Annotated in this window: 16 protein-coding genes; 8 read left to right on the top strand and 8 right to left on the bottom strand. The window is 48.6% G+C overall.

Annotated features, from left to right (window positions below; genetic code table 11):
• The first annotated feature begins 32 nt into the window (after positions 1-32).
• Positions 33-1,061, top strand: coding sequence for a tRNA (adenosine(37)-N6)-threonylcarbamoyltransferase complex transferase subunit TsaD (tsaD, locus tag Undi14_RS17425; protein WP_200181905.1), 1,029 nt, complete (start codon positions 33-35; stop codon positions 1,059-1,061).
• A gap of 143 nt (positions 1,062-1,204) precedes the next feature.
• Here tsaD and plsY read toward each other — a convergent pair whose 3' ends face one another.
• Both plsY and ybaK read right to left on the bottom strand, forming a co-directional pair.
• Positions 1,205-1,810 (bottom strand): glycerol-3-phosphate 1-O-acyltransferase PlsY, encoded by a 606-nt coding sequence (gene plsY / locus Undi14_RS17420; RefSeq protein ID WP_186885979.1) that lies wholly within the window; start codon positions 1,808-1,810, stop codon positions 1,205-1,207.
• Positions 1,811-1,918: 108 nt separating this feature from the next.
• Positions 1,919-2,413 (bottom strand): Cys-tRNA(Pro) deacylase, encoded by a 495-nt coding sequence (gene ybaK, locus Undi14_RS17415; RefSeq protein WP_200182025.1) that lies wholly within the window; start codon positions 2,411-2,413, stop codon positions 1,919-1,921.
• Between the two features lie 705 nt (positions 2,414-3,118).
• On the opposite strand from ybaK, the gene Undi14_RS17410 reads away from it, so the two are divergent.
• Entirely contained in the window at positions 3,119-6,004 is a 2,886-nt protein-coding gene (locus Undi14_RS17410) for a TonB-dependent receptor domain-containing protein (protein WP_200181904.1), read from the top strand.
• A 263-nt stretch (positions 6,005-6,267) separates the two neighbouring features.
• Complete coding sequence (locus tag Undi14_RS17405; protein WP_200181901.1) at positions 6,268-8,073, top strand: S9 family peptidase; 1,806 nt, start codon at positions 6,268-6,270, stop codon at positions 8,071-8,073.
• A 95-nt stretch (positions 8,074-8,168) separates the two neighbouring features.
• Here the strand turns inward: Undi14_RS17405 and xerD are convergent, their stop codons facing one another.
• The 5 genes from xerD to Undi14_RS17380 all read right to left on the bottom strand — a co-directional run bounded on the left by xerD (position 8,169) and on the right by Undi14_RS17380 (position 13,061).
• A complete protein-coding gene (gene xerD, locus Undi14_RS17400) occupies positions 8,169-9,092 on the bottom strand; it encodes a site-specific tyrosine recombinase XerD (protein WP_200181899.1) in 924 nt (307 codons plus the stop codon).
• A gap of 31 nt (positions 9,093-9,123) precedes the next feature.
• Positions 9,124-9,621, bottom strand: a complete 498-nt coding sequence (locus Undi14_RS17395) for a methylated-DNA--[protein]-cysteine S-methyltransferase (RefSeq protein WP_200181896.1) — start codon at positions 9,619-9,621, stop codon at positions 9,124-9,126.
• Between the two features lie 525 nt (positions 9,622-10,146).
• Entirely contained in the window at positions 10,147-11,427 is a 1,281-nt protein-coding gene (locus Undi14_RS17390; RefSeq protein WP_190480949.1) for a TRAP transporter large permease, read from the bottom strand.
• Entirely contained in the window at positions 11,424-11,975 is a 552-nt protein-coding gene (locus tag Undi14_RS17385) for a TRAP transporter small permease (RefSeq protein ID WP_186885985.1), read from the bottom strand. Before Undi14_RS17385 ends, Undi14_RS17390 begins: the two co-directional genes overlap by 4 nt.
• An 81-nt stretch (positions 11,976-12,056) precedes the next feature.
• Positions 12,057-13,061: a TRAP transporter substrate-binding protein gene (locus tag Undi14_RS17380; RefSeq protein ID WP_200181894.1), complete on the bottom strand. Its 1,005-nt coding sequence runs from the start codon at positions 13,059-13,061 to the stop codon at positions 12,057-12,059.
• Positions 13,062-13,196: 135 nt separating this feature from the next.
• Here Undi14_RS17380 and Undi14_RS17375 point away from each other — a divergent pair, with 135 nt between their 5' ends.
• The 3 genes from Undi14_RS17375 (at position 13,197) to Undi14_RS17365 (ending at position 16,862) form a co-directional block, all read left to right on the top strand.
• Complete coding sequence (locus Undi14_RS17375) at positions 13,197-15,215, top strand: sensor histidine kinase (RefSeq protein WP_200181892.1); 2,019 nt, start codon at positions 13,197-13,199, stop codon at positions 15,213-15,215.
• Positions 15,216-15,296: 81 nt separating this feature from the next.
• The gene (locus Undi14_RS17370; protein ID WP_186885988.1) at positions 15,297-15,887 is read left to right on the top strand and encodes a response regulator transcription factor; all 591 of its coding nucleotides are present in this window, start codon (positions 15,297-15,299) and stop codon (positions 15,885-15,887) included.
• Positions 15,888-15,971: 84 nt separating this feature from the next.
• On the top strand, positions 15,972-16,862 hold the full coding sequence (locus Undi14_RS17365) for an AEC family transporter (protein ID WP_186885989.1): 891 nt from the start codon (positions 15,972-15,974) through the stop codon (positions 16,860-16,862).
• Positions 16,863-16,878: 16 nt separating this feature from the next.
• Here Undi14_RS17365 and queG read toward each other — a convergent pair whose 3' ends face one another.
• Positions 16,879-17,961, bottom strand: a complete 1,083-nt coding sequence (queG, locus tag Undi14_RS17360) for a tRNA epoxyqueuosine(34) reductase QueG (protein ID WP_200181891.1) — start codon at positions 17,959-17,961, stop codon at positions 16,879-16,881.
• Positions 17,962-18,040: 79 nt separating this feature from the next.
• On the opposite strand from queG, the gene tsaE reads away from it, so the two are divergent.
• Both tsaE and Undi14_RS17350 read left to right on the top strand, forming a co-directional pair.
• Positions 18,041-18,526, top strand: coding sequence for a tRNA (adenosine(37)-N6)-threonylcarbamoyltransferase complex ATPase subunit type 1 TsaE (gene tsaE, locus Undi14_RS17355; protein WP_200181890.1), 486 nt, complete (start codon positions 18,041-18,043; stop codon positions 18,524-18,526).
• A complete protein-coding gene (locus tag Undi14_RS17350) occupies positions 18,490-19,920 on the top strand; it encodes an N-acetylmuramoyl-L-alanine amidase (RefSeq protein WP_200181887.1) in 1,431 nt (476 codons plus the stop codon). The genes tsaE and Undi14_RS17350 overlap by 37 nt, the downstream gene beginning before the upstream one ends.
• Positions 19,921-19,976: the final 56 nt, after the last annotated feature.

Below are 19,976 nucleotides of genomic sequence, written 5' to 3'. Positions count from 1 at the left end.
TTTATACTTCAAAAAATTTCAGAAATAACTTCATGATAGTGCTCGGTGTTGAATCTTCCTGTGACGAAACAGGGCTGGCTTTGTATGACACGCAACGTGGTTTGCTCGCGCATGCCTTACATTCCCAAATCGCCATGCACAGAGAATATGGCGGCGTCGTACCGGAACTGGCTTCGCGCGACCACGTTCGCCGCACTTTGCCGTTATTGAATGAAGTCATGCAGAAAGCAACGATTCAGAAACAGGATATCGATGCGATTGCCTACACGCAGGGCCCCGGGCTGGCTGGTGCCTTATTGGTTGGTGCCTCTTTTGCCTGCGGACTCGGAATGGCACTGAATAAACCGGTACTCGGCGTACATCATCTCGAAGGCCATTTGCTGTCACCGCTGCTGGCCAGTCTGCCGCCGGAGTTTCCGTTTATCGCCTTATTAGTCTCTGGCGGCCACACACAATTAATGCGGGTAGATGGCATCGGTGCATATCAGTTACTCGGTGAAACCCTTGATGACGCTGCGGGCGAAGCATTCGACAAATCTGCAAAACTACTGGGGCTGCCTTATCCGGGCGGCCCCGAAATTTCCCGGCTGGCAGAATTCGGCAATCCTGGCGTCTTTACATTTCCGCGCCCTATGCTGCACTCCAAAGACTTGAATTTCAGTTTTTCTGGTCTCAAAACGGCAGTGCTGACTGTCGTCAAAAATCAGACCGCCAATATCTGCGAACAAAACAAGGCAGATATCGCGCGCGGTTTCGTCGATGCGCTGGTCGACGTGCTGATTGCCAAGTGCCTCACTGCCATGAAAGAAAGCGGCCTCAAACGCTTAGTCATCGCTGGTGGCGTCGGTGCAAATCGGCAATTACGTGCGGCGTTAAATGCGGCTGCCGCCAAACGTCGCTTTCAGGTGTATTACCCGGAACTGGAATTCTGCACTGACAATGGCGCAATGATCGCGTTCGCAGGCGCAATGCGACTCAAAAAAAATCCCGCGGCAGCGACACGGGATTATGGTTTCAATGTGCGGCCACGCTGGCCTTTGCATGAATTGAGTGCTGCCTGATACTCCGTCAGTTCACACCTGAATGCACATTCACCCTCCTGCGCAAAAATACAGCTATTTCAACGCGCCGTTTTTGTCGCAGGGGTGAGCTGTCCGGATACTAAGTAAGAGCGCAGCACTCAATGCGCGGCGCACCGGAATTCTTACTTTTTCTTGCTGCCAATTTTGCTTTCTTTACCCTTCATCAGATTCACAATGTTCTGACTATGACGGTAAACCAGCAGACCACTCATAACAAATACGGCCAGTAACTTCACATCCGGGCCAAATAACATGCCGTAATAGAGTGGCGCAAAAATCGCGGCGATCAGTGCTGCCAGCGAGGAATAACGAAATGCAAAGGCAATCACCAGCCAGGTCACCAGCGTCGCAACGCCGAGCCAGGCATTAATACCGATCAATACGCCAGCCGCAGTGGCCACGCCTTTACCACCAACAAACTTGAAGAATACCGGCCACAGATGTCCGAGGAAAACCGCAATAGCGACCAGCGCAATGCTGCCATCATCAAGATTAAACTGTTCCGCATAGTGCGTCGCCAGCCAGACTGCAAACCAGCCTTTGACCGCATCCCCCAACAGAGTTAATACTGCGGCCGCCTTATTACCACTGCGTAAAACATTCGTTGCACCGGGATTTTTAGAACCATAAGTACGCGGATCAGATAAACCAAATAATTTGCTCACCACCACGGCAAACGAGACAGAACCAATCAGGTAAGCCAGCACACCGGCCAGAATAGTATTCATGTGTTTCCTAAAGAAGCTACGGGGCGAAAAATATACTCCCCCCAGTATTTTTAAAAGCGCTTTATTTACGCAGACAATAAGGGCATTTTATAACATACTCCCTCAGAATTACTCTTCCAGAGCGCATTCAACAGCGCGCGCCGGCAATAAACTCTGCAACAGTGCGGGGGAAATTCCGACCAGATAACCGCGACGGCCACCGTTAATATAAATTTTCGGTAAATCAAGAATCGCCTGCTCAACATAAATCGGCATCACTTTTTTAGTGCCGAACGGCGAGGTGCCACCGACCATATAACCTGAATGCTTTTGCGCAATTTCCGGTTTACAGGGCTCGATAGATTTACAGCCGATCTGTCGCGCCAGATTTTTAGTTGATACCTTACGATCACCGTGCATCAACACGATTAAAGGTTTCGCCGCCTCATCCTGCATGACCAGCGTCTTGATCACATGATGCTCATCCACCCCAAGCTCACGCGCAGAAACAGCAGTGCCGCCATGTTCTTCGTAGGCGTAAGGATGCTCAGAAAACTCCGCCTTGTTTTTACGCAAAAACTGCGTCGCAGGCGTTTCAGATACATGTTCTTTCTTAACCAAAATTCAACCTCGTATTGCTATTAATATATTCAAGCGATTATAGCCGCTACGTACAAACTGGGAATGTATCTGATACTCAAAACCGGGTCATCCGAATTGCTTTTAATGCACAGAAATAATTCAAGGAAATGGAAATTTGAATGAATATAGGAATAAAAAGTTTTTAATTACCATTTAATGCACCAATTAAGTGCAAATTTGTAGGGTGCTTATGCGGGAAATGATGGCGAATCGTAACGGAAAGTATCCTTTTCTGACAAAAGATTTAAAGAAAAATACGCAGGTGAAGAAGAACAATAATCAGCAAACTATCGGCCATCCGGCCATATCAGGCTCAAAATAAATTTTAAATTTCAATTACTTAGTACAACTTCGTTGAAGCACTCGTGCATCTAAAGCGAGCTCAAGTGAACAAACAAATCTCATTTCATGGGAAAAAGAAAAGAAATTTTCATTCCTGTATCCAATACGCAACAAATAGTCATATTAATGTAACAAACACTTTCACATATACCCATTTTATTTACATAATCGAAGTGCGTCTGATTTATTAACTTTCATTTTCTTTCAAAGTCTGACTAGTTCAAAAGACAAATACCAATTGCGTGAAAAGACCTTCAGGTTCGTTTTCTATTTCGCTTTGGAAGTCTTTATCTACTCAGTTTTTTAAGCATCAGCGTTGAGTTCGTTAACCGTTTGGGGATCATTATGATTTTTAAAGAAAAGATAGGCGTACAGTCAGTACGCTTGGCAATCGGAGTTTTAGCTGGCACGGTCATGTTATCCGGCGTGGCTCAGGCTCAAGAAGAAAAAAGTGTTCAGAAAATCGAAATCACTGGCTCGAATATTAAACGTGCTGACAAAGAAGGCACGTCACCTATTCAAACTATTACTGCCAAAGAAATCAAAGAAAGTGGCGCGACCACCGTTCTCGATTTGTTGAAACAAGTCCCATCGATGGGTACTGGCGGTTACAACGACACACCTGATCAAAACAGCTTTTCCCGCGGTGTAGCAACAGCATCCCTGCGTGGTCTCGGCTCGACTTCAACATTGATCCTGTTGAATGGTCGTCGTATGGCTCCATCTGCCTATGCAAATCCAAATAACGGTCAGTCCGCACTGTACGATCTGAACAGTATTCCACTGTCCGCTTTGGAACGCGTTGAAATTTTCAAAGACGGCGCATCTGCTGTGTATGGCTCTGATGCAATTGCCGGAGTTATTAACTTCATCACCAAACGTGATTATAAAGGTGGCGAAGTTAGTGTATCTGTAGGCGCAAATGATGACCGCGAATTCGGTCGTCAAAATGTTAACGGTACAATCGGTTTTGGTGATTTGGCGAGCCAAGGCTATAACGTTTTAGTTTCATTGGATGCGACGAAAAGAACAGCAACGAGCGAGCGTGATGGCTCCAATGATATTCAAGCTGCTCAATACGCAGACATGAACTACCGCCTGAATCCTTATTCAAGTTCAATTTCTAATCAGGCTTTTTTCTACAAAGAACGCTCTCCAGGCTCTAAATCGTTCTTTACGTCTGGCCCAACCGTTGTTAACCAAACAAATTGTGACGCATCACGCAAATTAGTTGGTTCTTCTGTTCATGGCATCGCGACGACAAGCGTATTGTATGGCCGCACTTTCTGTAACTATGATACAGACCAATTTAATGATGTTCAGGGCAAGTCTGACGATGTCAATTTCATGACTATCGGCACTCTGAAAATCAATGAAAATCTGACCGCTTTTGGTGAAGTTGCATACACTGACTCTAAACGTGTATATCGTGCACCTGCTCGTACCATTGCTGGCACGTCACCTACAACCAACTTTGTTGTTGGTGGTTTGGCTGCGCCATTCCAGGCAATTCTGCCAATTGGTCACCCAGACAATCCATACACAGACGCACGTGCAGCAGTATCGTATCGCTTTGAAAACCTGAAAACAGGTACAGATCTCGAAAATCAAAACGCGCGTCTGCTGGGTGGTTTAAAAGGCAGCCTCGGTAGCTGGGATTGGGAATCTGCAATTCTGTGGAATCGTTCAAAACGTATCGAAACATCGTATGGATTCCTGTATCTGCCGACGTTGAATAAACTGATTTCAGAAAACCGCTCACTGGCTTCTCTGGCAGCAGATCCTACGATCACTAAAGATCTGACCAACAACGGTATTTCCCAAATCGCTCAATGGGACGGTAAAGCTAGTACCGAATTCGGTAGCTTACCAGGTGGTGCAATCGGTTTCGCAGTTGGTGCAGAATTCCGTCAGGAAAAACTGGAAATCGATCCTGATCCAGCAAATGCACGTGGTGATATTCTCGGCCTGGCAACAACAGCGATCAGCGCAAAACGTAACGTCTCTTCTGCATTCTTTGAAGTACGTACACCATTCTTGAAAAACTTCGAGATGGATTTTGCTGGCCGTGTGGATAAATATCCTAACCTGAAAGCCAACTTCGTTCCTAAAGTCGGTGCTAAATGGACTGCAACTGACAGCCTTGCTTTCCGTGGTAGCTATTCTGAAGGCTTCCGTGCTCCAGCATTGTCGCAAATTGCTCCAGGTGGTGCACAATACTTCACTAGCAGCAACGACCCAATCCGTTGCCCTAACGGTGTTACACCAGTTACAGGCGCTGAAACAGCGGATTGTAATAAGAGCTTCTCTGGTGTTGGTGGTGCCAATCCTGATCTGAAACCAGAAAAATCCAAGAGTCTGGCTTTGGGCTTGATTTTCTCGCCTACAAAAGACTTTGACGTAAGTGTCGATGCTTACAAACTGCGTCAAGAAGGTGAAGTTGCTCTGGCAAGTGCGACGTTCTTGCTGGAACATCCGAACAGCTTCCCAGCAGATTATGTCACTCGTGACACAAATCCTCTGAATCAGTTGAAAGATGCGAACGGTAATCCGATTCCAGGCACTGGTCCAATTATCGCGGTTAAAACACCATGGACTAACCAAGGTAGTACGGAAGTGACAGGTGTTGACGTTGATTTGAAATTGCGTAATAACCTCGGTGAATACGGCAAACTGACTACTGGACTGCAAACAACTTATCTGATTGCTTACCGTCGTGCAGAACAACCTGGCGATCTGGAGCGCAATGCCGTTGGTACTGCTGGTGGTCTGAATGACTGGGCAACATCGGTTGGTCCTATTCCTCGTCTGCGTGCAACATTGTCTGGCCGCTGGGAAAAAGGCCCACACAGTGTGAATGCAGCCGTTCGCTTCACAGACAGCATCACTCAATATCGTCGTTATGACAACACAACGACATATGAAAATGGCGGTTTCTGTCACTGGGGTTCCGGTCAACCAGCAGGTTCAACATCTCTGGGCGGTATTGCGAAATACAACCAGTACTATCCAGATTGCACAGTTCCAAGCTGGACAACTGTTGACCTCGGCTATACCTACACTGGTTTCAAAGATCTGTCGCTGGGCATCAACATCAGCAACATTCTGGATACCAAAGCACCGTACTACCCAACAACGACGGCTTCGACCATCGCTCAGGGTTACAACTCGACACTGCATAACAACACCGGTCGTTATTTCCGCGTTTCTGCGAAATACACTTTCCGTTAATTTTATGTAGTTAGTTGGACAATAAACGCCTCGTTAATCGAGGCGTTTATTTTTTCGATAACCTGAATCGCTCCCCCATTGAGGAACTTATGCAAATATTGCTTCGTAAATTTTGTAGAGCATTCGCTGTTGGTGTATTGCTTAGCACTGCTGCAATACCATTTACTGCGCATGCACAAAACAATCCGATACCTGTAGAAAACTTTTTCAAAAGCTCGCAGATCTCCAACGTTATGTTTTCGCCTGATGGAAAAAACATAGCAATGCTGGCAGCCGGAGCAAATGATCGTTTAGTTCTGGCAATCATGGAAGTCGATAAATTAAAACCAAAGATTGTGGCCGGTTACGAAAAAACTGATGTGGTTTTTTTTCAATGGGTGAATAACCAGCGACTGGTTTTCGGCGTGGGTGATCGCGCCCTTGGCGATGGTGACCGCTATACTGGTAGTGGCTTATTTGCCATTAATAAAGATGGTAACGAATTACGGGAATTGATCGCAACCGGTGATACAGGGGGAAAATTCAGAGTACTTAATGGTTACCATACTTTTCTTGATGTCACGCACGTGCCAGACTCCAATGATGTGTATATAACGCGCAGCACTGGAACGCGTAAAACACCGTCTTATACTTTAATGAAACTGAACACCGTGAACGGCTACAACGAAGTCGTTCAGACGCCAACGAATTCTGTCAGTTTCATGATTGATAAATCGGGTGAAGCCAGAGTTGCTGAAACATCTGAGGACAACCTTTCAGCTGTACATTATAAAGACCCAAAAACACAACAATGGCGAAAACTGATTGAGTACGATAACGTCAAAGGAAACGGATTTTCACCAGCATTTATTTCCCCTGATGGACAGCTTTATGTCACGGCAGCAAAGAAAAGCGACACAGTTTCCGTATTCCGTTTTGATCTGGAAAAAAATAAGCTGGATGACACGCCTATCGTCGCTACAAAAGGATTTGATTTCCAGGGAAATTTCGTTTTCAATAAAAAAGAAAATAAACTTCTGGGTATTCACTACGAGAGCGACGCCTATTCAACCTTGTGGCTGGATGAAAAATGGAATGGCTTGCAAAAAACAATCGATGCTGCATTGCCTAATACGGCCAATCTGATTTGGGGCCCAGAAACCGCAAATAACGATACGATCCTTGTTCGCTCGTTCTCTGACGTCCATCCCGGCTCATATCTGCTGTTCAACACAGAAACAAAGAAATTTGTTCCTATCGGTGACGTTCATCCGGAAATCAACTCTAAAACAATGTCCTATAAGGACTTTGTCCGTATCAAAGTGCGTGATGGTATGGAAATTCCTGCCTATATCACACTGCCAAAAAACAGCAGCGGTAAAAATCTGCCGATGGTGGTGATGGTACATGGCGGTCCATATGTCCGTGGCGGACACTGGGAATGGAATCGCGAAACACAGTTTCTCGCATCACGTGGCTATGCGGTTCTCGAACCTGATTTCCGCGGCAGTACTGGTTACGGAACTAAGTTATTCAAAGCAGGCTGGAAACAATGGGGACTTGCAATGCAAGACGACGTGACAGACGCGACCAAATGGGCGATTGCTCAAGGTTACGCAGATCCTCAACGTATCTGTATCGCGGGTGCCAGCTATGGTGGATATGCAACGTTGATGGGGCTGATCAAAGAGCCGGATTTGTATCGCTGTGGTATCAGCTGGGTCGGTGTGACCGATATCAATTACTTATTTGATGTCACCTGGAGCGACACCTCTGGTTCCGCATGGTCACGTTATGGTATGCCATTGATGGTAGGCGACCAGATCAAGGATGCAGAGCAACTGAAAGCAACTTCACCAGTCGCACAAGCCCATCGCTTAACAAAGCCCCTGATTCTTGCTTACGGCGTAGCAGACCGCCGCGTACCTTTGGTTCACGGTGAGCAATTCAAAAAAGCAGCACCTAAAGACGCAAAAATTGAATGGATCACTTATCCGAATGAAGGCCACGGATGGCGCACCCTGAAAAACAATGTTGACTTTTGGACCCGCGCTGAAAAATTCTTAAACGAAAATACCGCAGTGAAATAAGTCGTTCAACAAAATTACCAGACCTGCGTCGCTCAGAGCCACGCAGGTTTTTTTATTCCTTGCGGCTTATAAACCGCGTTATACGATACAAATAATCACCCTCGTGGATGATGCAGTGCATGCAGCTTTTTTAATCGTTCTCTGGCGACGTGGGTATATATCTGTGTAGTTGAGATGTCAGCATGCCCAAGCAACAACTGCACAACCCTTAAATCGGCACCGTGATTGAGTAAATGCGTTGCAAATGCGTGGCGTAAGGTGTGGGGCGAAAGATGAATCGTAATCCCGGCCTGCGCTGCATATTTCTTGATCAGGATCCAGAACATCTGCCGCGTCATCGCACCGCCGCGCGCTGTCACAAAGAAAGCGTCGTCGATCTGGCCATTTAATATCACTGGACGTGCTTCTTTCAAATAACGTTCCAGCCATAATCTGGCGTGCTCACCAAATGGCACCAAGCGTGTTTTATCCCCTTTACCGGTTACACGCAGAACTCCCTCATTTAAGCCGACTTCCAAAGATTTGAGTTGCACCAGCTCGCTGACGCGCAGACCGCATGCATACAGTAATTCCAGCATGGTGCGATCCCGCAGTCCCAAAGGAGTATCATCCGGCGCCTGCAGCAAAGACTCTACCTGTGTTTCGCTCAGGGTTTTGGGTAAGCGGACGGGTTGTTTTGCCGATTTGAGTTTGCTGCACGGATTTTGCCTGACCAGATTCTGCCTGACAGCCAGCAAATAAAACCGTTTCAATACGCTGAGTCGACGATTGGCAGAAGTTGCCTTGGATGACGTGTGCTTCAGCGCGATATAGGCGCTGATATCGTTATAATCAGCCTGATATAAGTCTTTGTCAGTCGCTTCGGACAACCATTCGGCAAACAGGCGCATATCGCGCCGGTAAGCCTCTACGGTATTTTTTGCCAACCCGTCTTCCAGCCACAAAACATCACAGAACTGATCTATCTGGGCCATCACTTCCGCAGGCAATAAAAATGGCACTGAATTATCTTTCGGCATTAAACCAGTCTTTTTTAAACTGACAACATCCTCATGCATAATCAGCCACACCTTCATGCACCAGCAACCAACGCTTTACGCCCAGATGAAAACCCGTTTCATCATCATGATGAGCAAACCCGCCCAAACCACCCGATGCGGTGACGCGATGGCAGGGAATCACCAGCGGATACCAGTTCGCACCACAAGCCTGGCCGACAGCGCGCGGCGCAGAGCGGATTTGCTTGGCAATCTGCCCGTAAGTCAGCACCTGACCTCGTGGAATAGCTGAAATTCCACGCCAGACCGCATTTTGGAACGCTGTACCAACAGTCCGCAAAGGAAGATCAAACTGAAAATCAGGATCGTCGAAGTAGTGCAGTATTTGTGTCGCCACCTTCTCCGAGAGGGAATCACCTGGGTCTTTCTCATGGAACCTTGGTGGCAAATAAACCAGCTCTGTCAGCAAGGAATCAGCGACGCGGATTCCGACTGCGCCAAATGGTGCTGCAACGATGGCAGAAAAAATACCGCTCTCTTTGTCTGACATGAGTGTTCCTCAAAAAGGGAAAAGCTTGCTTCAGTATGAACGACGAGAACATGCCCATCGTCAGATCAGCCTGCTCATCAATCAAATCTCTGTGAATTTTAAACGTCAGCGCACTCGCCGTCAGCATAAAAAAAAGCAAACAGATACTGACAAATTTATCCGCCAGATGTGCTGATTCGGCACTGCGGATAGCATCAATTCGATCCGGAAAAGAAAAAAGGCGCATCAATGATGCGCCTTGAAAGCATGTTTCGCGTTTTCGGCTGTTTAGTTATCGTGTTGCCACAATACTCAGCTTGTAATAAAAACGCGCGTCTCCTCAGTGTACGGCATGGGTACCGTTTTCTTGCACTACCGCCTTTTAATCTTCTGAACTGCTAAAAGTTCGACTGCGCAGAATATAGCACGACCGAATACCAGTGACAAAAAAAAACTACGCAAAAATACTTAATTGTTGCGGATATGTAAAAGACATGTATATATCCGAAAAATGTGCTAATCCAATTTATTTATTATAAAAATCAATTATTTATAAATTAAATTCGGCAGCCAGGTAGAAATCTCTGGAATATACGTAATCAGCAACAAGAATGCGACCATCGTCATCAGCCACGGCAAAACGGCAACTGTCAGCTCGGTAATACCCATTTTCGTAATACCAGAGGCGACATACAGATTCAGACCAACAGGTGGATGACACATCCCGACTTCCATATTCACCACCATAATGATACCGAAGTGGACGGGGTCGATACCGAGTTTCATCGCGACCGGGAACAAAATCGGTGCCATGATCAGCACAATGGAAGATGGCTCCATCACATTACCCGCTAACAACAGCAGAATATTCACCACCAGCAGGAAACTGATCATGCCAAAGCCTTTGTCCATAATCCAGCTTGCCATCGCTTGCGGGATATTTTCGCTGGTCATCAGGAATGAGAACAGTACTGCGTTAGTGATAATGTAGAGCAGCATCGCTGACATTGAGGCAGAATCCAGCAAGACCTTCGGTACTTTTTTCAAGCTCATGTCTTTATAGACAAACACCGCGATAACGAACGCATACACGGCTGCGACAGCGGCCGCTTCCGTCGGTGTGAACATGCCGCTGTAAATACCGCCCATCACAATCACGATCAACAATAAGCCCCAGGCGCTTTTTCTGAACGCAGTAAAACGCTCGCCCCAACTGGCTTTTGGCATACGAGGGTAGTTGTGCTTACGCGCCAGAAACCATGTGGTCAGACCAAGCAAAAATGCCAGCATCAGGCCGGGGATAACGCCCGCCATGAATAATTGCCCAACCGAGGTATTGGTCGAAACGGAATACATCACCATCACAATCGAAGGTGGGATCAGAATACCCAATGCACCGGATGTCGTAATCACCCCAGCGCCGAAACCTTTTGGATAACCTTGCTTAATCATCGCAGGCAGAATAATTGAGCCGATCGCGACCACTGTCGCTGGCGACGAACCCGAAACAGCGGCAAACAAAGCACAGGCAAGAACGCCAGCCAGAGCCAGCCCGCCATGCCAATGCCCGACCATCGCTGCCGCAAAATTAATCATCCGGCGAGCGACACCGCCGTGCGTCAGGAAATTACCGGCCAGAATGAAGAACGGAATCGCCATGATTTCGAACTTTTCTATTCCGGTAAATAACTTCAAGGCAACCGACTCAATCGGCACCTGTGTCATCGTGAAGAGGAACGTCAGTACTGTCAGGCCGAGCGAAATCGAAATCGGCATGCCGGTCAGCATCAACAGCAATAACAAGACAAAAATAATGGTGGCGTTCATGCTTTCACCTCATCTTCGAGACCATCAACATGGGTGTGATCGTGTTTAGGCAATTCACCTGTTTTAACGAAATTCCAGATAACTTGCAGAAAACGGAAACACATCAGATAAGAACCCAGCGGTATCGCCAGATAGACCCACCACATCGGTATTTCCAGATCAGCGGAGGTCTGATCAGTATGGGCAATTTCCCATACAAAACTACCGCCCAGTGTGCCGACAATGCCGGTAAATAAAGCGCCGGCAGCTAAACCCAGAATCACGAATTTATAACGATTCGCGGGGCTTAGCTTATTAATCAGCACATCGACGCCAACGTGAATACCAGTACGCACGCCATAAGCGGCACCGAATTTCGCCATCCACACAAACATATAAATGGTCAGCTCTTGTGCCCAACTGGTATTTATTTTTAACAACTCGTCTTGCAGATAAGGGATTTCAAATCCCGAAAGATAACGGTGCACCACCGCCATAAAAGTGACCAGGGTTGCTGCGCCCATCAGGGTCGCAATCAACCATTCCTCTAGGTGATCAAGGAACTTCATTGTGTTCTCCTGTGAAGGATAGGAATGAGAGATGAGAACCGGCAAACCTGAGCTTACCGGTTCTCATCTGACGGAAAGAACTTACTTGATACCGAGTTTAACGGCTTCTTTGTTGACGTTTGCAATCAGATCTTTACCGATGCGTGATTCCATCTGCTTTTGTACTGGCAGCAGGGCTTTGCGCCATTCTGCTTTTTCTTTTTCAGTTGGCACGTAGACCGTTGTCTTGCCGGATTTCTTCACTGCTTCCAGCGCATTATCGTTCTCTTGCTGAGCAATCGCATTCGCGTACTTGGTTGCCGCTTTCATCGCGCCATCTAACTCATTGCGAATATCCGCAGGCAAACCATCCCAGAATTTCTTGTTCACGATCACCGCATAACCAAGGTAGCCATGATTTGTTACTGTCACATGCTTTTGCACCTCGTGCATTTTTTGTGTGTACAGATTTGATGGCGGATTTTCTGTGCCATCCACCACACCAGTCTGCAACGCCTGATATACCTCGGAGAATGCCAGCACTTGTGGGTTCGCATTCAACGCCCGCATTTGCGCATCCAGCACTTTGGACGATTGTATGCGTAATTTTTGTCCCTTCATGTCGGACGGCAAATGGATAGGCTTATTCGACGACATGACTTTAAAACCGTTATCCCAGTAACCCAGACCGGTGATGCCTTTGGTTTCCAGTTTCTTCAGCAGATCTTTACCGATAGGTCCTTCTGTAACTGCATACAACACATCTTTGGTCGGGAAAATGTATGGCAGATCAAATACCTCGAACTCTTTGACGCCTAAAGGGCCGAATTTAGCCAGCGATGGAGCCAGCATTTGTACTGCACCCAACTGCAATGCTTCTAATTCTTCCTTGTCTTTATACAGTGTGCTGTTGGGATACAGTTCGACTTTCACACGCCCTTTGGTCGCTTTTTCTGCGAGTTCTTTAAAGCGCTCTGCAGCTTTGCCTTTTGGTGTATCGCTAGCGACAACGTGGCTGAATTTAATGACGATAGGGGATTGCGCAAATGCCGCGCCACTAACCAGTGATGCCGCCAGAAGCGAAAACAGAACGGATTTGATTTTCATGAGAGTCTCCAGTTTATTGATTATCAAAGTTATTATTCTACGATTATTGGAAATAGTCACCCGCTGAACAATTGTGGAAAACCACATACCGCACTCGATTGCACATATAAACAACACCTGCAGTAAACTAACAGCATGAAACGTCTATATAAATCGCAGCGATGGCCTAACGACAAGTGGCGCTGGATCCTCCCTATTTTACTGATCGCCCTGTTTCTGACCACGCTGATCTGGTTGCCGTGGCAGGCACAACGCATGGAGGCGAATGAAAGACAGGAGCAGCTGATTGCCGACACTCTTTGGGTAGAACAGGCGATACAATTTCAGATCGACCGCAACGATGAAATGCTGCGTCAGATCGGCGCCGATATGATGAATATTGGCCTGAAGCCGGATGCCATTTTGCTGCGCTTCCGGAATCTGCTGCAAAACAATCATGAGATTTCCCGTCTGATCTTACTCGACCAGCACAATGCTGTTATCACTTCTTCACATGACACAGCATTCAATTCATCCAATATTCTGATACCCGATGACATCAAATCTGCTCAGGCAGAACTGGATAACAAAACCCGTTGTTTTGCTCCCAGACAGGAAACCAAATCACAGAAATACAATTACGCCATCAGTTGTCAGATTCCCTTAAAGAAAGAAAACCACTATTTCGGCAGCATTATCATCACCTACCATGCGAACGGCATACTGGAAGAATTAGTCCCATGGTGGTTTGCGCAGGAAAACCAGATTTCTCTGCTGGACAACGATGACAAAGTAATTGCAACGCGGGCCGCGGGCGGGCCGGGTAAAAATGTGTATACCCATAACCGCAATCTGGAACTGCCCGGCGTCACACTCGCGCTGCGCACCAATAGCAATAAGAGCGAACCCAAGCTACTGTCCAATTTGCTGGTGGTGATGGTCATTCTGCTGTCAATGGGGCTGATCTGGAGTCTGGTTGCTTTGTGGCGCGACATCAATCGGCGCCTGGCAGCCGAAGGCGCCCTGCGCCAGCAAGTCATCTTCCGTACTGCGATGGAAAACTCACTGATCACAGGCTTACGCGCACGCGATATGCATGGCCGCATGACCTATGTGAATCCGGCATTCTGCAAAATGGTCGGCTACCCGGCAGAGCAAATCATCGGTCGTCTGCCACCCATGCCGTATTGGGCTCCCGAAGTCGTAGAAGAATATCAGCAACGCTTTTCTAAACTGCTGGCAGGATCGGTGCCACAAGACGGCTTTGAAACCATTTATCAGCATGCGAGTGGCGAACGGATTCCGGTATTGATTTATGAATCGCCGCTGATTGATGAAAGCGGTAAGCAAACCGGCTGGATGAGCTCGATACTGGATATTTCTGAACTCAAACGGGCGCAGGAACTGACTCGTCAACAAGAAGCCAAACTGCACTCGAGTGCGCGGCTTGCCACCATGGGCGAAATTGCCTCAATGCTGGCGCATGAACTGAATCAGCCGCTGGCCGCTATTTCCAGTTACACCACCGGTGCCATGAATCTGCTGGAAGCGGGCGATACCGATAAAGCCTTATTGTTATCAGCGATGGAAAAAGTGAAAACCCAGGCGCAGCGTGCCGGACAGATTATCCGCAGCGTACATGAGTTCGTCAAAAAACGGGAACCAACCCGGGAGCTGGTCGACATCAACGTATTGATTAAAAATGCGCTGCCACTGGTCGAATTGCAAGCGCAGGCCGCGCACATCAGCCTGCAATGGCTGCCACTGCCCGGCACACCACAGGTGCTGGCGGATCAGGTACTGATCGAACAGGTATTGCTGAATCTGACCCGCAACGCGATTGAAGCGATGGAAGACACGCCGCCAGAACATAGAAATTTACGCATACAAGCCAGCCTCGACAACGAGGGCGATATCGTCGTCGAAGTCATCGACCGTGGACACGGCATTCCTGCCAGCGTGGCTGACCGATTGTTTTCACCGTTTTTTTCCACCAAAACAACCGGCATGGGAATGGGGTTGAATATCTGCAGGACGGCGATTGAGTTTCACGGCGGCAAACTTACTCACCGCGATAACCCGGTCGGTGGTAGTATCTTCCGCTTCATTCTGCCGGCAGTGCAAGAAGAAAATAATCCCGCTGACCTGCCGACTGCAGCGTCACAAAAAGAATAATGAGACGGTCAACGTGCGGTCATACCGATACAGCGTGACCGCTTCTGCCCGTGACATTCTGATATCGCAATTGGAGACGACATGCTACACATCATTGACGACGAGGACGTGATCCGCGATTCACTTTCCTGGCTCGCCCGTTCGCGCCAGATTGCCGCGATTGGCTACAGCAGTGCAGAACAGTTTCTGGCCTCGCTCGATCAACCTTTGCGCTTTGATGCCGAGGGCGACTGCATTTTGCTGGATGTGCGCATGGAAGGGCTGAGCGGCATTCATCTGTTTGATATTTTATCCGGCAAAAAACTGACTAAACGTCTGCCAGTGATTTTTCTGACCGGGCATGGCGACGTACCAATGGCGGTCGATACACTCAAACGCGGCGCTTTTGATTTCTTTGAAAAACCATTTAACGATAACAAGCTCATGGACAGAGTGCAGGAAGCGCTGGCGCAATCACGTGCAGCAGGTGTTTCTGCCGCCGTGCATGAACGTCTGGCAACCTTGTCTGCGCGCGAAAAAGAAGTGCTGGAACTGATTTTGCTCGGCAAAATGAACAAGGTCATCGCAGACGAACTCGGTATCAGCATGCGTACCGTGGAAGTGCACCGCGCGCATGTGTTTGACAAAATGCAAGTCAAAACTGCCGTCGAACTGGCGGGAATCCTGAAGTAGTTTTTAGTAAAAATGGGGGAGTATCCTTGATTTTCACCCTATTCTCCTTGTAAACATTAGGGGTTGAAATATACTCCACCCAGTATGTCTATCTTCACCTTACTCTTTCCTGATTTTAGTTTAATTCTGATCGGCTTCCTGCTCGCCCGCCATTCCCACTGGGGAGGCCATTTCTGGGCTGGCGTCGAAAAGCTCGTTTACTTCCTGCTGTTTCCTGCCCTGCTGTTTTACACCACAGCACGTACCCGTTTTGATTTTCATGCAACCGGACATCTTTTACAGGTGGCTATCATCGCCACGATAGCTGGCATGTTGCTCGGCTGGCTCGCGAAGTATCTGTTCAAAACAGCACCGCGTATTTTTGAATCCGGCGTGCAAACGGCATTCCGCTTCAATTCTTATATTGCGCTGGCGATCGCATCCCGCCTCGCGGGAGATCAGGGCACCGCGCTGATGGCATTACTGATAGGCTTTCTGGTTCCACTCTGCAATATGGCAGCAGTCTATGCACTGGCCCATAACAGTGGCCGCTTGCTGAAAGAAATCGCCAGTAACCCACTGGTGGTCGGCACCGCCAGCGGTGTGATCGTCAGTCTGCTGGACATCCCATTGCCGGAAGGAATAGCAGCAACGCTGTCGCGGCTGGGCAATGCCGCCATCGCACTCGGCTTGCTTGCCGTGGGTGCCGGGATGAAGGTGTCGGCGATACACGAAGCAAAAGGTATCGCCGCCTATTTTCTCTCGGTGAAATTGCTGGCGTTACCGGCGATAGCACTGGTACTTGGCCGCTGGCTGGAATTGCCAGCTCTGCAATTGCAGATCGCCGTCATTTTCTGTGCGCTGCCGACTGCATCGAGCGCCTACGTGCTGGCGGCGCGCATGGGTGGCAATGGCCCGTTCGTCGCCTTTCTGATTTCTGCCAGTACCGTATTGTCAGTGCTGACCCTGCCGATCTGGCTGGCGCTGGTGCGATAGCATCACCACATTTTCACTACGCACTCAGGCCATGGCAGGCTAGCGCCCAGATCACATGCTCACGCACCATCTCTGACGGATGATCAAGGCGCGTGCGTAAGGCCGCCACGATGCCCGCATCGCCGCACATCGTGGTCGCCGCATTACCAAGACCAACCGCGATATTGCGCAACCAGCGTTCATGTCCAATACGACGGATAGGGCTGCCTTCCAGCATGCGCAAAAACTGTTCTTCCGTCCACGCAAACAAATGCACCATGCGCGCATGATCCAAACCATTCCTGACTGCAAAATCATCGACTGCGGCAACTTGTGCAAATTTATTCCACGGACAATGCAACTGGCAATCGTCGCAACCATACACCCTGTTACCGATCAACGACCGGAATTCGATTGGGATACTGCCATGCAGTTCTATCGTCAGATACGACACACAGCGCCGCGCATCGACGGTGTATGGTGCAACTATCGCCTTGGTCGGGCAGACATCAATACACGATGAACACTGACCGCAGTGATTGCCCACAGGCGAGTCAAGCGGCAACGGCAGATCGACCAGTATCTCGCCCAGAAAAAACATGGAACCTGCTTCACGACTCAATAGCAAGGTATGTTTGCCACGCCAGCCGAGGCCCGATTTTTCTGCCAGCGCCACTTCCATTACCGGCGCAGAATCAGTGAAGACACGGTAGCCAAACTCACCGATCTGCTGACTGATTTTTTCTGCAAGCTGCTGCAGGCGACTGCGTAAAACTTTGTGATAATCGCGACCGCGCGCATAGATAGAAATCACCGCAGTATCTGCAGTATGCTGTGCTTCCGCAGCGCGCCAGTGCGGATCGGCTGACAGGTAATTCATGCGTGCCGAAATCACCCTGACCGTGCCAGGCACTAATTCAGCCGGGCGACTGCGCTTGGTGCCATGCGCCGCCATATACGCCATATCACCATGAAAACCGGCGTCCAGCCATTTCTGAAAACCGGCTTCGGTGTGGCTGAGATCAACATCGGCAATACGGATTTCTGCAAAGCCGAGTTCTTTGCCCCAGTTTTTGATCTGTGCGGATAAAGCAGATAAGCTGTCGTCATCCAGATTCACGCGACAGACTCCGGCAAATACACAAGGGCGGGGCAATATGCTATGTTTAGCGAATTCATGAATACGGACTTTGCAGGAAATGTCACATTATAAAACCACACTGCAGGATGAAGCAGCAACGCAGGCATTAGGAAAAAGTCTCGCCCACACATTAGTGCCGGGGCTGGTTATTTTTCTGCACGGCGATCTGGGTGCAGGTAAAACCGCCCTCACCCGCGCCATGATTCACGCCGCTGGTTTTACCGGCAATGTAAAAAGCCCGACTTATACACTGGCAGAACCGTATCAGGTAAAAATCCAATCGCAAACAACAACGATCATGCATTTTGATCTGTATCGTATGCTGAGCGCCGAAGAATTTCTGGACGCCGGATTCCGCGAAGAGTTTAACGCATCGAATATCTGCATCGTCGAATGGCCAGAAAAAGCAGATGGCGTACTGCCAGAACCTGATCTGAATGTATTTTTAAGCGTCGCAGGTGATGGTCGTGAGGTAGAATTGCAGGCGTTGTCTGCCAAAGGTATCGCATGTCTCGCATCACTCCAATTCGCCCCCAATCTGTAAGCCAGAAATCCCCATCACGAAAGCGACGCGCTTTCATTAAAGCTGGCGGTACCCTGCTGCTCTCCGTTTGCGTGCCGCAAGCAGCAAATGCGGCAAAAATTCTTGCTGTCCGGGTCTGGCCTGCCGAAGATTACACCCGCGTCACCCTGGAAAATGATATTGAGCTCAATACCAATTTTTTTACAGTAAAAAATCCTGAGCGCCTGGTGGTTGATATCGAAGGTCTGGAATTAAATCCCACCCTGAAAGAACTGGTGGCGAAGATACAGCCGAATGACCCTTACATCAAGCAGGTGCGGGTTGGTCAGAATAAACCGAACGTTGTGCGCCTGGTGTTCGATTTAAAAGAAGAAATCAGCCCGCAGGTATTTACCCTGCAACCTGTTGGTAACTATAAACACCGGCTGGTTTTCGATCTGTATCCGGCCAATCCGGCCGACCCAATTGCTGCACTGATAGAAAAAGGCGAGTGGCACAAAGACACCCAGACCAGAAGCGTCGCCCCGACCACCCCGACTATGGCGGGTGAAGTCAAAGCCGATGGCAAATCTGATCCAAAAGCATCTAAACCGGAACTCATGGCAGAGGCTAAGCCTGATGATAAGTCGGCGCTGAAACACAGCGAAAAAACTGAACCGCATCTGAGTGAAAAATCACCAGACAAATCAGCTGCACCGGCGATGACCCGCATGATCACAATTGCGATTGATCCGGGTCATGGCGGTGAAGATCCCGGCGCCACCGGGCGTGGTGGCAGCCGCGAAAAAGATGTGGTTCTGGCGATTGCCAAACGACTGAAAGCTAAAATAGAACAGCAACCGAATATGCGCGTAATGCTGACGCGCGATGCCGATTATTTTGTGCCGCTGAACGTGCGGGTGCAAAAAGCCAGAGCGGTGCAGGCCGATTTATTCATGTCGGTGCATGCCGACGCGTTTGTGAATTCATCTGCGCGTGGTTCGTCGGTGTTTGTATTGTCCGACAAAGGGGCAAGTTCAACCGCGGCGCGCTGGCTGGCGGATAAAGAAAATGCGGCCGACCTGATCGGTGGCGTGAATATTAAAAATCACGACAAGCAGCTCGCCAGCGTCTTGCTGGATTTATCCACAACGGCGCAGATCAACGATAGTTTAAAACTCGGCAAAGTTGTGCTGACAGAAATCAGCGGTATCAATAAATTGCACAAAGGCTCGGTGGAACAAGCCGGATTTGCGGTACTGAAAGCGCCGGATATTCCCAGCATATTGATAGAAACGGCGTTTATTTCCAATCCGGAAGAGGAAGCAAAACTGACGGATGATGCGTATCAGGATCAGATGGCGGATGCGGTGATGAAAGGTATCAAGAAATATTTTTCGAAAAATCCGCCACTGGCAAAAAGCCGGCTGACCTGAGCCATCATCCGCAATAGAGTTAACAAAATCATGCCCGACGACATCGCCGGGCATTT

It is taken from the genome of Undibacterium sp. 14-3-2 (assembly GCF_016595265.1).
Classification (GTDB): Bacteria; Pseudomonadota; Gammaproteobacteria; order Burkholderiales; family Burkholderiaceae_D; genus Undibacterium; species Undibacterium aquatile.
This window is presented reverse-complemented; position numbering and strand designations above follow the sequence as displayed.

Bases quoted from the DNA above. Each gene is read 5' to 3' on its own strand.
- tsaD (WP_200181905.1), top strand. From the start codon at position 33: ATGATAGTGCTCGGTGTTGAATCTTCCTGTGACGAAACAGGGCTGGCT.
- plsY (WP_186885979.1), bottom strand. From the start codon at position 1,810: ATGAATACTATTCTGGCCGGTGTGCTGGCTTACCTGATTGGTTCTGTC.
- Undi14_RS17410 (WP_200181904.1), top strand. From the start codon at position 3,119: ATGATTTTTAAAGAAAAGATAGGCGTACAGTCAGTACGCTTGGCAATC.
- Undi14_RS17405 (WP_200181901.1), top strand. From the start codon at position 6,268: ATGCTGGCAGCCGGAGCAAATGATCGTTTAGTTCTGGCAATCATGGAA.
- xerD (WP_200181899.1), bottom strand. From the start codon at position 9,092: ATGCCGAAAGATAATTCAGTGCCATTTTTATTGCCTGCGGAAGTGATG.
- Undi14_RS17395 (WP_200181896.1), bottom strand. From the start codon at position 9,621: ATGTCAGACAAAGAGAGCGGTATTTTTTCTGCCATCGTTGCAGCACCA.
- Undi14_RS17390 (WP_190480949.1), bottom strand. From the start codon at position 11,427: ATGAACGCCACCATTATTTTTGTCTTGTTATTGCTGTTGATGCTGACC.
- Undi14_RS17385 (WP_186885985.1), bottom strand. From the start codon at position 11,975: ATGAAGTTCCTTGATCACCTAGAGGAATGGTTGATTGCGACCCTGATG.
- Undi14_RS17380 (WP_200181894.1), bottom strand. From the start codon at position 13,061: ATGAAAATCAAATCCGTTCTGTTTTCGCTTCTGGCGGCATCACTGGTT.
- Undi14_RS17375 (WP_200181892.1), top strand. From the start codon at position 13,197: ATGAAACGTCTATATAAATCGCAGCGATGGCCTAACGACAAGTGGCGC.
- Undi14_RS17370 (WP_186885988.1), top strand. From the start codon at position 15,297: ATGCTACACATCATTGACGACGAGGACGTGATCCGCGATTCACTTTCC.
- Undi14_RS17365 (WP_186885989.1), top strand. From the start codon at position 15,972: ATGTCTATCTTCACCTTACTCTTTCCTGATTTTAGTTTAATTCTGATC.
- tsaE (WP_200181890.1), top strand. From the start codon at position 18,041: ATGTCACATTATAAAACCACACTGCAGGATGAAGCAGCAACGCAGGCA.
- Undi14_RS17350 (WP_200181887.1), top strand. From the start codon at position 18,490: ATGTCTCGCATCACTCCAATTCGCCCCCAATCTGTAAGCCAGAAATCC.